Genomic DNA, 13,391 nt, shown 5'->3' with positions numbered 1-13,391 from the left:
GCCAGGCCGCTGACGACGACGAGGCCTTGCTGGGCGAGCGCGCGCGCGAAGGCCTCGGCGTTGGCTTCGCCCGCCGCGGTCGCCGAGCGCGCGCCGACCAGCGCGATGCCCGGACGCGACAGCAGCGCGGGCTCGCCCTTGACGTAGAGCAGCACCGGGGGATCGGCGATGTCGAAGAGCTGGCGCGGGTAGGCGGCGTCGGCCAGGGTCAGGATGTGGTTGCCGGCCTCGCCCGCCCACGCGAGCGTGCGCTCGATGTCTGCCTGTGCCGGCGCGGCGAGCAACGCGTCGGCTGCCGCGCCGCCCACCACGGCGGCGAGCGCGCCGCGACCGGCGGCGAAGATGTGGCCGGGCAGCCCGAACGCGGCGAGCAGGGCGCGCTGGCCCTGCGTGCCGACACCCGGCACGTGGGCGAGGCGCAGCCAGTCGGCGAGATCGTCGGCAGGCGCGGTCACGATGCGGCGGCTGCGACTTGCCGGTGCCGGATCAGGGCTTGCGGACCGCGTCGCCGATGGTGACCGGGCCGTCGGATTCCATCACCAGCGCGTAGGCCACGCGCTCGAAGACACGGAAGACGAAGGCCACGCCATAGCGCTTCTCGGGCAGGCGGAAGCTCTCCTTGCCCTCTTCGCCGCGATACTCGGCGACGCCACGGTTGCGGTAGAGCGCGAGCACGTGGCCGCGCTCGAGGCCGTCCTGCTCGCCGGTGTCGAGCGCGACCACGTTGAGCCGGCCGGTCTCGCTGACGCCGCGGTAGATGGAGATGATGCTGCCCTCGACGTCGAAGTCGGGCGCGTGCGGGGCGTAGGAGAACACGCTCGGCGGCTCGCTCGGCATCATCAGGTCGCCGGTGCCGATCTCCTCGACCGCGGAGACGATCTCCAGCGTGGTCGGCTCGCCGCGCTCGGTGACGCGGGCGGTGCCGAGATAGGCGGCTTCCCAGGCGATCGGCGCGCGCGTGCGCGGATCCTCGAGCGCACGGGCGGGGCGGTAGATGTGCCAGAGCTCGGCCTCGTCGCTCACGTTCTTGGCGAAGACGGTGTCGCCGGTGCCGGTCAGCACGCGGCTGGTCTCGGTGGCGACGATGGTGGCCGAGCCGTCGAGGCGGGGCTGGTCGATCACCAGCGGGCGATTCAGGAAGGGCTCGATGATCTGCAGCGGGATGCTGGGCAGGGCCTCGGCGATCGGCTCGCTATAGACCCTGGGCTGCAGGCGGCCATCCTGGGTGCCGCCCCCGCCCCCGCCGACGCGGCGACCGACGCTGAGCCAGGGGCCGCTGCGGTCGAGCAGGATGACCTGGCCGGGGTAGATCAGGTGGGGGTTGCGGATCTCGTCGCGGTTCAGGCGCCACACCTCGGGCCAGCGCCAGGGCTCCTGCAGGAAGCGTCCGGAGATGCCCCACAGGGTGTCGCCGCGCACCACGGTGTAGCTGTCGGGGGCGTCGGCGGCGAGGCGCACGCTGGACTGCGCGTGCGCGCCGGAGCCGAGGAGGCTGGCGAAGGCGACGAGCAGAGGGAATATAATTCGCATCATTGGACGCATCCGATCGGGAGCTTGCGTGCCGGGTCCGACCCGGAACGCGGGCTGCGCGCCGGGGTCGAAGCAGTCGGGCGCACGTGCTGCGCGTACTGCATACCGGTCGCGGATATTCCGGCTAAATACTTGCCGAAGCGTGTGAAAACGCTCGAAATTCTGCACTCAAAGGCTTAACCCAGCAAGGTATTCATGGCTCTCCTACCCATTCTCCGCTACCCCGATTCCCGCCTGCACACGGTCGCCGCGCCGGTCGCCAGGGTCGATGACGAAATCCGCAAGCTGGTCGCCGACATGGCCGAGACCATGTACGAGGCGCCCGGCATCGGGCTGGCCGCCACCCAGGTCGACGTGCACAAGCGCATCGTCGTCATCGACGTCTCCGAGGACAAGTCGGGCCTGATGGCGCTGATCAACCCCGAGATCCTCGAGCGTTCGGGCGAACAGGTGTGCGAGGAAGGCTGCCTGTCCGTACCCGGAATCTACGAGAAGGTGTCGCGCGCCGAGCGTGTGAAAGTGCGCGCCCTGAACGAAAAGGGCGAATCCTTCGAGTTCGAGGCCGACGGCCTGCTCGCGGTGTGCGTCCAGCACGAGATCGACCACCTCGACGGCAAGGTCTTCGTCGAATACCTGTCGCAGCTCAAGCTCGGCCGCATCAAGTCCAAGCTGGCCAAGAAGGCCCGCATCACCGCGTGATGGCCGCCACCGCATCCGGGGCCGGCGGCCTGCGCGTCGCCTTCGCCGGCACCCCCGAATTCGCTGCGCAGGCGCTCGACGCCATCCTGAAGGCCGGCTACGCGGTCCCGCTCGTGCTCACCCAGCCCGACCGCCCTGCCGGGCGCGGCATGAAGCTCAACCCGAGCGCGGTCAAGCAGCTCGCGCTCGCCAACGGCATCGAGGTCGACCAGCCCGAGAAGCTGCGCACCGAAGAGCAGCGCGCCCGCCTCGCCGCGCGCGCGCCCGACGTGCTGGTGGTCGCCGCCTACGGCCTCCTGCTGCCGCCCGCGGTGCTCGCGCTGCCGCGCCTGGGCTGCATCAACATCCACGCCTCGCTGCTGCCGCGCTGGCGCGGTGCGGCGCCGATCCATCGCGCGATCGAGGCCGGCGACGCGCAGACCGGCATCACCATCATGCAGATGGACGAGGGTCTCGACACCGGCCCGATGCTGTTGCGGCGCGTGCTGCCGATCGCCGCGGACGACACCACCGCCAGCCTGCACGACCGCCTCGCCGCGCTCGGCGGCGAATGCATCGTCGAGGCGCTCGGCGCGCTCGCGGGCGGCGGCCTGGCGGCGACGCCGCAGCCGGCGGAGGGCGTGACCTACGCGGCCAAGATCGGCCGCGCCGAGGCGGACATCGACTGGAGCCGGCCGGCAGCGGAGATCGAGCGCGCCATGCGCGCCTTCGACCCCTTCCCGGGTGCCGTGTCCACCCTGCGCGATACCGCGGTCAAGTGCTGGAAGGCGCAGGTCGTCGCGGGCGAGGGCGAGCCCGGCCGGGTGCTCGCGGTCGATGCGGACGGCATCGTCGTGGCCTGCGGACGCGACGCGCTGCGTTGCACCGTGTTACAGCGCCCGGGCAGCAAGCGCCTGCCCGCGGGGGAATTCCTGCGTGGTTTCCCGGTCTCTGCAGGCGAGCGCTTCGCATCTGCTGCGTGAGCACGCAGCGCGTGGGCGGCGGCCTTGAAGGCGGTCGCCCGTGCCCCGAGCTACACTGACGAATCAATCTCTTGCAGGAAGGATCCCGCAATGTTCGGAAACTGGATCAAGACCTCCATCCTGATGGCCGGCATCGTCGCCCTGTTCGGCGCGATGGGCGCGGCCATCGGTGGCCAGCAGGGCATGCTGATCGCGCTCGTGATAGGTGGCGCGATGAATTTCTGGGCCTACTGGTTCTCGGACAAGATGGTGCTGAAGATGTACAAGGCACGCGAGGTCGATGCCGCGTCCTCGCCCTACCTGTACAACATGGTCAAGGAGCTCGCCCAGCGCGCCGAGTTGCCGATGCCCAAGGTCTATGTCATCGACGAGGCCCAGCCCAACGCCTTCGCTACCGGGCGCAACCCGGAAAATGCCGCCGTTGCCGCCACCTCGGGGATCATGCGCATGCTCTCCGAGCGCGAACTGCGCGGCGTGATGGCGCACGAGCTGGCGCACGTGAAGAACCGCGACATCCTGATCTCCACCATCTCGGCCACCGTCGCCGGCGCGATCTCGATGCTGGCCAACTTCGGCATGTTCTTCGGCGGTCGCGACGGCGAGGACCGCCCCAACCCGGTGGTGTCGATCGCGCTGATGATCCTCGCCCCGCTCGCCGGCATGGTCATCCAGATGGCGATCAGCCGCACCCGCGAGTTCGGCGCCGACCGCGGCGGCGCGGAGATCTCCGGCGATCCCGACGCGCTCGCCGGCGCGCTCGCCAAGATCGACGCCTACGCGCGCGGCATCCCGATGCACACCGCCGAGCGCCACCCCGAGACCGCGCAGATGATGATCATGAATCCGCTCTCCGGCGGCGGCCTGCGCGGGCTGTTCTCGACCCACCCCTCCACCCAGGAGCGCATCGCCCGCCTGCAGGCCATGCGCTGAGCCCTGGGCGAGGCATCAGTCCGATGCGAAGGCGCTGCGGATGAGGGCGAGCAGCTCGCCCGGCCGCACCGCCTCGCCGAAGCCGCCGGCGCGCAGCAGGGCCTCGCGTCGCGCCGCCCGACGCCCGGGGTCGAACTCGGCGTGATAGAAGATCACCGGAGGGCGGCGCGGGCGCGCGGCGAGCGCGCCCAGCAGCTTCAGTCCGGCGCTCGCCGCCCCTTCCGGCGGCTCGGGGCGGTCCCAGTCCGACAGCACCAGGTCGAAACCTTCTTCGTCCGCATCGAGGCGATCGAGCGCTTCGGCCGTGCTGCGCACGCACACCACCTCGACCTGCAGCTTCGCCAGCGCAGCCAGCTCGTGGCGATTGTTCTCCGGCTGGTCGTCCACCCAGAGCACGCGCTTCTGCTCCGGCCTGTCGATCAGTGCCTCGGCCAGGCCCGCGGCCGCGCCGCTCCCGATGCCCTCCACGCCCTTGATGCGCGCCGCGAGCGCGAGCTCGTCGGCGAACGCGCCGATGGTGCGCTGGAGCAGCGCGTCGGTGCGAGCGTCCTCCGCGGTGGCCATCTTCAGGACGGGGCGTGCCATCTCCAGCGAGTGCATCGCTTCCTCGGGCCGTGGCGCGCTCGCGACCGCCGTACCGAGGCCGCTCGAGCGCGGAGCTGAGGGCGCCGGCGGCGGCGGCGGGGGAGGCGGCGGCGTGCTCGCCCAGCGCTGGCGGATGGCCTCGACCGCGCGCCGGATGCCCTTGGCGACGTCGGTCCATGCCTCGTCGCGATTGGGCCACGAGGTCACCGGGCGAAGGTCGGTGGGCAAGCCCTGCAGGTGGGCGAAGGGAGCGTCCTCGATGTCGACCGCGCGCAGCAGCACCGGGATCACGCTGGCGTCTCCGCGCCGGGCGCGTTCGACCGCAGTGGCGAGCTCCTTGCCCCAGATGTAGTCGGAGTTGAGGAAATCCATGCTCACCAGGAGCAGGATCAGGTCTGCCATGCCGAGCTCCCTGTCGATCGCCTCGTCCCATTTCTGTCCGGGGACGATGCCGCGATCGTGCCAGGGACGGATCACGCCCTTGCGCCGCAGCAGCGCGAGATGGCCGTCCAGCTCGTCGCGCAGCTTCTCGTCCTCGTGCGCGTAGCTGTAGAAGAGATCCACCGGTTCCATGACGACGCTCCATCGGGTTGCGGCCTGATTTTCACCATAGCTCAGGCCGGCTGCGTCTGCGTGGTGTCGAAGTGCCCGCCCCGCTGGATTCCTTCCCGTCGCCACCGTGCGCTGCGGCACGGCGTATGAGCGCGCAGACCAGAACGACAGCATTCGCCGGCTTGGTGTAGGCTGTCGGTCCCGGCAGCCGGCGACGCACGTACGTGCCGGCGCAACCCTCACCTGAAGGAGATCGACATGAGCAAAGTTACCCTTGGCGGCAACCCGATCGACGTCGCGGGCCGTGTTCCGCAGGCCGGCGAGGCCGCGCCCGCCTTCAAGCTCACCGGCGCCGACCTCGCCGACGTGGGCCTCGAGGCCTTCGCGGGCAAGCGCAAGGTGCTGAACATCGTCCCCAGCCTGGACACCCCGGTGTGCGCCACCTCGACCCGCAAGTTCAACGCCGAGGCCGCCGGCCTGGCCGACACCGTGGTGCTGGTCGTGTCCGCCGACCTGCCCTTCGCCGCCAAGCGCTTCTGCGAGACCGAGGGCCTGCAGAACGTGCACACGCTGTCGACCTTCCGCAACCCCAAGTTCGCGCAGGACTACGGCGTCGCGATCACCTCCGGTCCGCTCGCCGGCGTCACCGCGCGTGCGGTCGTGGTCGTGGATGGCAACGACAAGGTGGTGTATTCGCAGCTCGTCCCCGAGATCAAGGAAGAGCCCGACTACGCCGCCGCGCTCGCCGCCCTGAAGTAATCCGCAGCTGCGCGGGCGTCGCCGCCGTGCGCGGCGGCGCTCAGCGTCTCGACGCGTTCGGCCCGGCCGCGGCCGGACGCTGCGGCTCGTCGAAGCGGCTGTCGTCCTCGAGCGGGAACACGCCCAGCCCCTGGGTGGCCAGGCGCACCGTGGTCGGCCCGCGGTCCTGCGACAGCTTGAAGAGCTGCTCGCCCATGCGCACGATGCTGCCCTCGAACATTTCGCGTTCGGCATTCACCCGCGCCTCGCGGGTGAGCGCGAGGCGGTGCTGCAGGTCCTCCTCCTCGCCGCGCAGGGTCTCGATCTCGCCCGACAGCGCGCTCGCGGTCTGCTCGGCGCGTCCCACCATCTCGGGCGTCACGCGCTCTGGATGGCGGTCGGCGAAGGTGAGCATCTTGCCGATCTCGAGCAGGCGGTTCTCCAGCGCGTCGCGCGCCTCGGCCTTCTCCTGGATGGCGTATTCCAGCCCGGTGTCCATGCCGATCTCGAGCTCGGTGCGGATGCGGCTGTTCGCCCCGATCGTGCGCGCGTGGATGGACAGGCTGGCACGACAATGCCCGCCGACGATCTGGCCGCGCAGGCGCTTGCCGACGCGGATGTGGTTGCGCGCCTCGAGCTGGCACTGCATGGCGACGTCGTCGATGAATATCGAGTCACCCGCGCTGATGCGCGTCTGCTGGGCGTAGGTGGCGCAAAAACTGCCCTCGCAGCGGATCGCGTGCGCGCTGTAGTCCTTGCCGGCCGTCTTGCCGCCCAGCCCGCCGAGCACGCCGCCCTTGACCACGATGCTGCCGCCGGCCTCCAGCGTGGCCGGCTCGACCACTCCGCCCACCTCGATGTCGCCACTGGCGCGCACCGTCATGCCGGCCTGCACGTCGTTGCGGATGCGCACGCTGCCGTCGAAGTCGATGTTGCCGGTAGCGAGGTTGACCGCATCCACGGTGAAGATCGGCTCCACCATCGCGCCGTTGCGCACGCGTACCGGCTGGCCGTCGCAGGCGGCCACCAGCAGCTCGGGGTCCTCGGGCGAGGTCGCGGTGCCACGCAGGCCGGGCGCGAAGCGCAGGTCGCGCCCGCGCCGCGCCATGATCGGCCGGCCGTACACACTGACGCCGTCCACCCCGGGCTGCGGTGGGTGGCGCCGCATCAGGGCATCGCCGGCATGCACGACGAGGATCTCGCCGAGGTCGCGGTAGTCGGTGCGGCCGCAGGGGCGCACGCTGGGCACGCGCTCGCGCGTCTCGGGCAGCAGGTACTCCAGCCAGCCGTCCTTGCCCGGCTCGGGCTCGCGGCCACGGGCGATGGCGAGCTCGTCGGCCTGGCCGGCGGCGATCGCGTGGTTGATTTCTTCCAGCAGCAGGCCTTCGACGATGCCGCGCGACTCGATCAGCGCGAGCAGCTCGGTCTTGCTCGCCGGCCTGCCGCCCTTGGGCGGCACGATGCTCAGGCGCGCGACCAGGCCGTCCAGCGAGACGCCGATCTGCATCGAGGCATCCACGCACTGCGCGATCTCGACGGCTGCCACCGACTCGGCCGCGTTGTACTGGGCGATCAGGCGGCGGATCGGGTCCGGGCGGATCTGCAGCTCCGCGTAGCCCGCGGCCTCGAGCCGCCGGCGCAGCCACAAGGCGTCGATGCGCGGAAAATGCGGGTCATAGGCGATGCTCACGCTCAATGTGCGCGTGAGCTCGTCGAACGACGCCTCCAGTTCCGGGCCTTCGGTGGGCTGCTTGTCCATGTTTCCAGTGCGATCCGATCAGCAGAGGCCGCGGGTGCGGCCGGGGGATTGTAGCCGCGTGCATCTCATTGGTGCCAATGGGATGAACCCGAGCCGAAGTTCAGGCCCGCAACGCGCGCGCGATGAAGTGCTTCGCCACGCGCGGGCGTGGCACCTTGTCCTCGAACCAGGTGCGCACGTCGGTATCCAGGCCGATGCCGTGCATGTAGTTGTATAGCGCCTTGTTGAGCGCCCTGCCCAGGCGGTCGTGGTCCACCCCGGTGGGGTCGATGAAGCCGACGTCGTTCTTCGCGAACGTGATCTCGGGTAGCGGCACCAGCGTGACGCCGAACTCCTCCGGGTTCATGCCCACCGGTGAATGCACGGTGCATGCGAAGCGGTGGAAGAAGCCCGACTGGATGCAGCCGGCCTCGAAGAGCTGGCGCACGTACTCGAGCGCGTCCACGGTGTCGTGCACCGTCTGGGTGGGGAAGCCGTACATCAGGTAGGCGTGCACCAGCACCCCGGCTTCGGTGAAGGCCTGGGTGACGCGCGCCACCTGCTCCACCGACACGCCCTTCTTCATCAACTGCAGCAGGCGGTCGGAGGCCACCTCCAGCCCGCCCGACACCGCGATGCAGCCGCTGTCGGCGAGCAGCTGGCAGAGCTCGGGGGAGAAGGACTTCTCGAAGCGGATGTTGCCCCACCACGAGATCGCCACCCCTCGGCGCAGCAGCTCCTCGGCGAGCGCGCGCAGCGCCTTGGGCGGCGCGGCCTCGTCGACGAAGTGAAAGCCGGTCTGCCCGGTCTCGGCGATGATCGCCTCGATGCGGTCCACCAGCAGGCTGGCGGCGGCGCCGTCGTAGCGGCCGATGTAGTCCAGGCTGACGTCGCAGAAGGTGCACTTCTTCCAGTAGCAGCCGTGGGCCACGGTGAGCTTGTTCCAGCGCCCGTCCGACCACAGCCGGTGCATCGGGTTGAGCATGTCGAGCACCGACAGGTAGCCGTCGAGGGGCAGGCCGTCCCAGGTGGGGGTGCCGACCTCGGCGAAGGGCACGTCGGGTTCGGCGAGGTGGATGTAGCGCACCGCGCCCGTGTCCGCGTCGCGCACGAAGGTGCGCACCAGGCGCGACCTGCCGCGCCTGCCCTGCAGGTGCTCCAGCAGCGCCAGCAGCGGGCGCTCGCCGTCGTCCAGGGTGACGTAATCGAAATGGTCGAACACCCGCGGCTCGGCGAGCTCGCGCAGCTCGGTATTGACGAAGCCGCCGCCGAGCACGGTGACGATCTCCGGATGCGCGGCCTTGATCGCCTGCGCGATGCGGAAGGCGCCGTACACCGAGCCGGGGAAGGGGGTGGAGACCAGCACCACCTGCGGCGAGTGGTGGGAGAGGGCTTCGAGGGTCAGGTCTTTCAAATACGCGTCGACCAGCGTCGGCGGGGCGGCGAGCGCGGCGGCGAGCGGCTCGAAGGTGGGCTGGCTCATCGACAGCGACTCGGCGTAGCGCACGAACTCGAAGCGCGCATCGACCGCGTCGCGCAGGATGTCGGCGAGCTCGTTGAGGTAGAGCGTCGCCAGGTGGCGCGCGCGGTCGGCGAGGCCGAGGGCGCCGAAGGCCCAGGCGAGCGGGTCGCCGCCCTCGGGGTCGTCGGGGTCGACATAGGCGTCGACGCTGTCGAAGCGCGGCCCCTCGGGCAGGAAAGCCCGGCTGGCGATGCGGTGGGCGATGGTCGGGTCGCGGCCCTGCAGGAAGGCGATGGTGGGGCCGACGGTGTAGCGATAGCGCCCGAAGTGCTCGATGAAACCCTGCACCAGCGGCGTGCGCTGCTTCCTTGGCAGCGCCTCGGCGCGGGCGCGGATGTCGTCCAGGCCGGCGGGCGAGAGCAGGCGCAGCACCAGCTTCAGCGCCAGGTCCTCCTGCACCGCGTCCACCCCGCGCGCGCGCAGGAAGCCGGTGAGGTAGGCGGTGGAGGGGTAGGGCGTGTTGAGCTGCGTCATCGGCGGGATGACGGAGAGCACGCGCAGCGCGCCGGCGGCCTGCCCAGTGGCGGCGGGCGGCGCGGCGGTTTCTGGCGGGGTGGGCGGCGCGGTGGCGGACATGGCGGGCGAAGCGTTCGGGTGGGCGCGCGAGGATGCCGCAGCCGCTACTGGAACGCCACCTCGGCGAAGCTGCGCAGCTTGCGGCTGTGCAGGCGATCGACGCCCTGCGCGCGTAGCTGCTCGAGCGCGCGGATGCCGATGCGCAGGTGCTGGTCGACGCGCTCGCGGTAGAACTTGTCGGCCATGCCGGGCAGCTTGATCTCGCCGTGCAGTGGCTTGTCGCTGACGCACAGCAGGGTGCCGTAGGGCACGCGGAAGCGGAAGCCGTTGGCGGCGATGGTGGCGGATTCCATGTCGAGCGCCACCGCGCGGCTCTGGCTGAAGCGGCGCTCGGGGCTGGTCGACATGCCGTGCGAGGGCAGCAGTTCCCAGTTGCGGTTGTCGGTACTGGCGACGGTGCCGGTGCGCATCAGGCGCTTGAGCTCGTAGCCCGACAGCTGCGTGACCTCGGCCACCGCGGCCTCGAGCGCCACCTGCACCTCGGCCAGCGGCGGGATCGGCACCCAGGGCGGCAGCTCCTCGTCGAGCACGTGGTCCTCGCGCACGTAGCCGTGGGCGAGCACGTAGTCGCCCAGGTGCTGGCTGTTGCGCAGCCCGGCGCAGTGCCCGAGCATGATCCACGCGTGCGGGCGCAGCACCGCGATGTGGTCGGTGATGGTCTTGGCGTTGGCCGGGCCGACGCCGATATTGACCATGGTGATGCCGGCGTGGTCGCCGCGCACCAGGTGGTAGGCCGGCATCTGTGGCAGGCGGGGCGGCGGCGTGCCCTCGGCGTCCTCGGCCTGCGGGGCGAGGTCGGCGCGGCGGGTGACGACGTTGCCCGGCTCGACGAAGGCCTCGTAGCCGTGGCCGGAGGCGGTGTCGGCCATGAGCTCGTGGCCGAGGCGGATGAACTCGTCGATGTAGAACTGGTAGTTGGTGAACAGCACGAAGTTCTGGAAATGCGCCGGCCGCGTGCCGGTGTAGTGGCGCAGGCGATGCAGGGAGTAATCCACCCGCGGCGCGGTAAATAGCGACAGCGGATGCGGCTCGCCCGGGCCAGGCTCGAAGGTGCCGTTGGCGATGCCGTCGTCCATGGCGCCGAGGTCGGGCAGGTCGAAGTGGTCGCGCAGCAGGCGGCGGCGCTCGGGGCCGAGGTGGCCTTCCAGGTAGTCGTGCTCGGGCAGGGCGAAATGCACCGGGATCGGCTGCGTGCTGCTGCCCACCTGCAGCGCCACGCCGTGGTTCTCCACCAGCAGGCGGAACTGCTCCAGGTAGTAGTCGGCGAACAGGTCCGGCCGCGTCAGCGTGGTCTCGAACACCCCCGGCCCGGCGACGAAGCCGTAGGACAGGCGCGAATCCGCACGCGCCACGGTGTCGGTGCGCACGCGCAGCAGCGGGTAGCAGGCGCGCACGTGGCGGCCGATGTCGGCGCCGTCGACGTAGTGCTGCAGGCCGCGGCGCAGGTGGTCGACCGCGAGGTCGTAGATCTCGTGCACCCGGGCCAGCGCCGCCGCCGGATCAGCGAAGTCCTCGACCTCGAAGTGGGGGGCGTGGCCGTTCATCGGGTATCCGTGCTTCAGGAGCGCGCGAGCATGCGCTGGACCGCCTCGAGGTGCTCGGCCTCGTTGTGGCACATGCCCTGGAAGGCGGCGCACAGGTCGAGGAAGTCCTTGAGTTCCATGCGCTGCGCCATCTTCATCAGGCGCTTGGTCAGGCGCAGCGCCTTCGGCGGCTGGGCGGCGAAGCGCGCGGCCATGTCGTGCGCGCGCGCCAGAAGTTGGTCCGGCTCGACCACCTCGAGCACGATGCCCAGCGTCTTCGCCTCCTCGGCGCCCACGATGCGGCCCGATAGCGTGAGCTCGAAGGCCTGCTGGTAGCCGATCAGGCGCTGCATGAACCAGGCGCCGCCGTCGCCGGGGATGATGCCCAGGTTGAGGAAGGTCTCGCCGAACTTGGCCCGGGTCGACGCGATGCGGATGTCGGCCATGTTGGCGAGGTCGAAGCCGGCGCCGATGGCCGGGCCATTGACCGCGGCGATGATCGGCACCTCCACCGCCTGCAGCGCCAGCGGGATGCGCTGGATGCCGCGGCGGTAGCGGGTGGCGACCTCGGCCGCGTCGCCGGCGAAGTCGCCGCCGCGCGCGGCCATGTCCTTGACGTTGCCGCCCGCCGAGAAGGCCGAGCCTTCGCCGGTGATGACGAGCACCGAGACCTCGTCGCAGGTGTTCGCCCACTCGGCCACGCCGACGATGTCGTCGATCAGCGCGGTGCCGGTGAGCGCGTTGCGCACGTCGTCGCGCGCGAGGGTCAGGGTGGCGACGCGGTTGTCGAGTTGCAGGCGGGCGTCGCGGACGGTGGGCAGGTTCATCGGGTGCTTCTCCTGGTGGCTGGCGGATGGATCGGTGCCGCGGCGGCAGCGTGGTGCGGGAACCCGGTGTTCAGCGCGGGTTGCGCAGCGGCTCGGGCAGCTTGAGCGTGCCGGCGTCGCTGAAGCGGGTGCCCCCGAGCAGCCCGCCGGCGAGCCGCCCGCGCAGGGTGTAGGGGACCTCGGTCTTCGGCTCGCCCTCGATGACGCCGAGCGCCTGGCGCACCACCGCGATTGCCGAGACCGACACCGGGATCTCCACCAGTGCCTCGCCGAAGCGCGGCACGCTGCCCTTGCGGTCGCTGACGCCGGTGGCGAAGGGCTTGCCGTTGAGGTCGAGCTCGAGGGCGAGGCCGTCGAAGTCGATCGCCGCCTCGTTGGGGTTCTGCACCCGCAGCTTCACCGCGAAGCGCATCTCCATGCCTGCGCCCGGCAGGGGTTCGAGCCCCACGACGTTGATGCGCACCGGCTCGCGCTGGATCAGGCTGGCGCAGCCGGCGAGCAGCACCGCCACGAGCAAGACGAGCAGGGTGGCGGTGAAGGATTGGGCGGACGGGCGGACAAGACTGGACATGGTGCCGGCTCCGGGCAAGGGCGCGCGATCTGCGGCCGCGGTGGGCAGGGTATGACGGTCATTCTAACCGCGCCATGCGAGGAAGCTGCTGCAGTCGATCGGTGCGGTGCAGGCCGAAGGCGCTTCTGTCTTTTGAATTCGACCCGCAATGGGGCTATGGTGAAGGCATCGGTGGTGGCTGTGGCGCCGGTCGACTTTGCGCCGGCGCTGGTTCCACTGCCGCTCGTAGCACTGCCTGTCCGCGCTGCCTTTCTCCCTGGAGTCGAGCATGCCTTCCCCTCCGCGCGTGTCTTCTCGCGTCACGCCCGAGTGCTATGCCCTCGTGCCGGTCGCGGCGGCGGCGGGCGTGGTGCTGGCACGCTATGGCGAGCTGGTGCTCGTCGAAGTCGAGCGCGTGCCGGCCGTGGCCTGGGCGAGCTGGACGGACCTCGATCCGATCCGGGTCAATGGCCTGTCCCGCATTCTGCCCTCCGGACACTTCGAGCCCGGGGCGGGGCCGCGCTGCATCCTGCGTTTCGCCGGCCCGGTGCTGCCGGCCTGGCGCGAGACGCTCGCCGCGCTCGGCTGGACAGCGCGCTTCGACTGCCCGCCGCGCGGACTTTGTGCCGAGGTCGGCGCCGACCTCGCCGCCCTGCGCG

At 70.8% G+C, this 13,391-nt stretch carries 12 protein-coding genes and 1 pseudogene; 5 read left to right on the top strand and 8 right to left on the bottom strand.

What is annotated here, in order from left to right:
• Positions 1–455: DNA-processing protein DprA (locus C667_RS13470; protein WP_004365558.1), on the bottom strand; the 455-nt coding region annotated here is incomplete at its 3' end.
• Positions 456–486: 31 nt separating this feature from the next.
• Positions 487–1,533, bottom strand: coding sequence for a LysM peptidoglycan-binding domain-containing protein (locus tag C667_RS13465; RefSeq protein ID WP_004365556.1), 1,047 nt, complete (start codon positions 1,531–1,533; stop codon positions 487–489).
• A 192-nt stretch (positions 1,534–1,725) separates the two neighbouring features.
• On the opposite strand from C667_RS13465, the gene def reads away from it, so the two are divergent.
• The 3 genes from def (at position 1,726) to htpX (ending at position 4,121) form a co-directional block, all read left to right on the top strand.
• Complete coding sequence (gene def, locus C667_RS13460; RefSeq protein WP_004365554.1) at positions 1,726–2,229, top strand: peptide deformylase; 504 nt, start codon at positions 1,726–1,728, stop codon at positions 2,227–2,229.
• Complete coding sequence (gene fmt / locus C667_RS13455) at positions 2,229–3,191, top strand: methionyl-tRNA formyltransferase (RefSeq protein ID WP_004365552.1); 963 nt, start codon at positions 2,229–2,231, stop codon at positions 3,189–3,191. Before def ends, fmt begins: the two co-directional genes overlap by 1 nt.
• A gap of 90 nt (positions 3,192–3,281) precedes the next feature.
• The gene (gene htpX / locus C667_RS13450) at positions 3,282–4,121 is read left to right on the top strand and encodes a zinc metalloprotease HtpX (RefSeq protein WP_004365550.1); all 840 of its coding nucleotides are present in this window, start codon (positions 3,282–3,284) and stop codon (positions 4,119–4,121) included.
• A 15-nt stretch (positions 4,122–4,136) separates the two neighbouring features.
• Here htpX and C667_RS13445 read toward each other — a convergent pair whose 3' ends face one another.
• Entirely contained in the window at positions 4,137–5,279 is a 1,143-nt protein-coding gene (locus tag C667_RS13445) for a TIR domain-containing protein (protein WP_004365549.1), read from the bottom strand.
• Positions 5,280–5,516: 237 nt separating this feature from the next.
• Between C667_RS13445 and tpx the strand changes: the two genes are divergently transcribed.
• Positions 5,517–6,017, top strand: a complete 501-nt coding sequence (gene tpx / locus C667_RS13440; RefSeq protein WP_004365546.1) for a thiol peroxidase — start codon at positions 5,517–5,519, stop codon at positions 6,015–6,017.
• A 40-nt stretch (positions 6,018–6,057) separates the two neighbouring features.
• On the opposite strand, the gene C667_RS13435 is transcribed toward tpx, so the two are convergent.
• From C667_RS13435 to C667_RS13415, 5 genes are all read right to left on the bottom strand, one after another.
• Positions 6,058–7,755, bottom strand: a complete 1,698-nt coding sequence (locus C667_RS13435) for a flagellar assembly protein A (RefSeq protein ID WP_004365544.1) — start codon at positions 7,753–7,755, stop codon at positions 6,058–6,060.
• Between the two features lie 100 nt (positions 7,756–7,855).
• Entirely contained in the window at positions 7,856–9,730 is a 1,875-nt protein-coding gene (locus C667_RS13430; protein ID WP_051174676.1) for a B12-binding domain-containing radical SAM protein, read from the bottom strand.
• A 146-nt stretch (positions 9,731–9,876) separates the two neighbouring features.
• Entirely contained in the window at positions 9,877–11,376 is a 1,500-nt protein-coding gene (locus C667_RS13425; RefSeq protein ID WP_004365540.1) for an AMP nucleosidase, read from the bottom strand.
• A 14-nt stretch (positions 11,377–11,390) separates the two neighbouring features.
• Positions 11,391–12,182 carry an enoyl-CoA hydratase-related protein gene (locus C667_RS13420; RefSeq protein WP_004365538.1) on the bottom strand — a complete coding sequence of 264 codons (792 nt, stop codon included), beginning with the start codon at positions 12,180–12,182 and terminating at the stop codon, positions 11,391–11,393.
• A gap of 70 nt (positions 12,183–12,252) precedes the next feature.
• On the bottom strand, positions 12,253–12,753 hold the full coding sequence (locus C667_RS13415; RefSeq protein ID WP_004365537.1) for an LEA/WHy family protein: 501 nt from the start codon (positions 12,751–12,753) through the stop codon (positions 12,253–12,255).
• Positions 12,754–13,021: 268 nt separating this feature from the next.
• Here C667_RS13415 and C667_RS13410 point away from each other — a divergent pair.
• A pseudogene (locus tag C667_RS13410) lies at positions 13,022–13,391 on the top strand (S8 family serine peptidase); the annotation flags it as partial.

It is taken from the genome of Thauera phenylacetica B4P (assembly GCF_000310225.1).
GTDB lineage: Bacteria > Pseudomonadota > Gammaproteobacteria > Burkholderiales > Rhodocyclaceae > Thauera > Thauera phenylacetica.
The sequence above is the reverse complement of the archived record's forward strand: the minus strand, read 5'-3'. Positions and strand labels throughout refer to the sequence as shown.

Excerpts from the sequence above, each read along its gene's own strand:
- C667_RS13425 (WP_004365540.1), bottom strand. The coding sequence starts at position 11,376 with ATGAACGGCCACGCCCCCCACTTCGAGGTCGAGGACTTCGCTGATCCG.
- C667_RS13430 (WP_051174676.1), bottom strand. The coding sequence starts at position 9,730 with ATGACGCAGCTCAACACGCCCTACCCCTCCACCGCCTACCTCACCGGC.
- def (WP_004365554.1), top strand. The coding sequence starts at position 1,726 with ATGGCTCTCCTACCCATTCTCCGCTACCCCGATTCCCGCCTGCACACG.
- C667_RS13435 (WP_004365544.1), bottom strand. The coding sequence starts at position 7,755 with ATGGACAAGCAGCCCACCGAAGGCCCGGAACTGGAGGCGTCGTTCGAC.
- C667_RS13465 (WP_004365556.1), bottom strand. The coding sequence starts at position 1,533 with ATGATGCGAATTATATTCCCTCTGCTCGTCGCCTTCGCCAGCCTCCTC.
- C667_RS13445 (WP_004365549.1), bottom strand. The coding sequence starts at position 5,279 with ATGGAACCGGTGGATCTCTTCTACAGCTACGCGCACGAGGACGAGAAG.
- C667_RS13420 (WP_004365538.1), bottom strand. The coding sequence starts at position 12,182 with ATGAACCTGCCCACCGTCCGCGACGCCCGCCTGCAACTCGACAACCGC.
- C667_RS13415 (WP_004365537.1), bottom strand. The coding sequence starts at position 12,753 with ATGTCCAGTCTTGTCCGCCCGTCCGCCCAATCCTTCACCGCCACCCTG.
- fmt (WP_004365552.1), top strand. The coding sequence starts at position 2,229 with ATGGCCGCCACCGCATCCGGGGCCGGCGGCCTGCGCGTCGCCTTCGCC.
- tpx (WP_004365546.1), top strand. The coding sequence starts at position 5,517 with ATGAGCAAAGTTACCCTTGGCGGCAACCCGATCGACGTCGCGGGCCGT.
- htpX (WP_004365550.1), top strand. The coding sequence starts at position 3,282 with ATGTTCGGAAACTGGATCAAGACCTCCATCCTGATGGCCGGCATCGTC.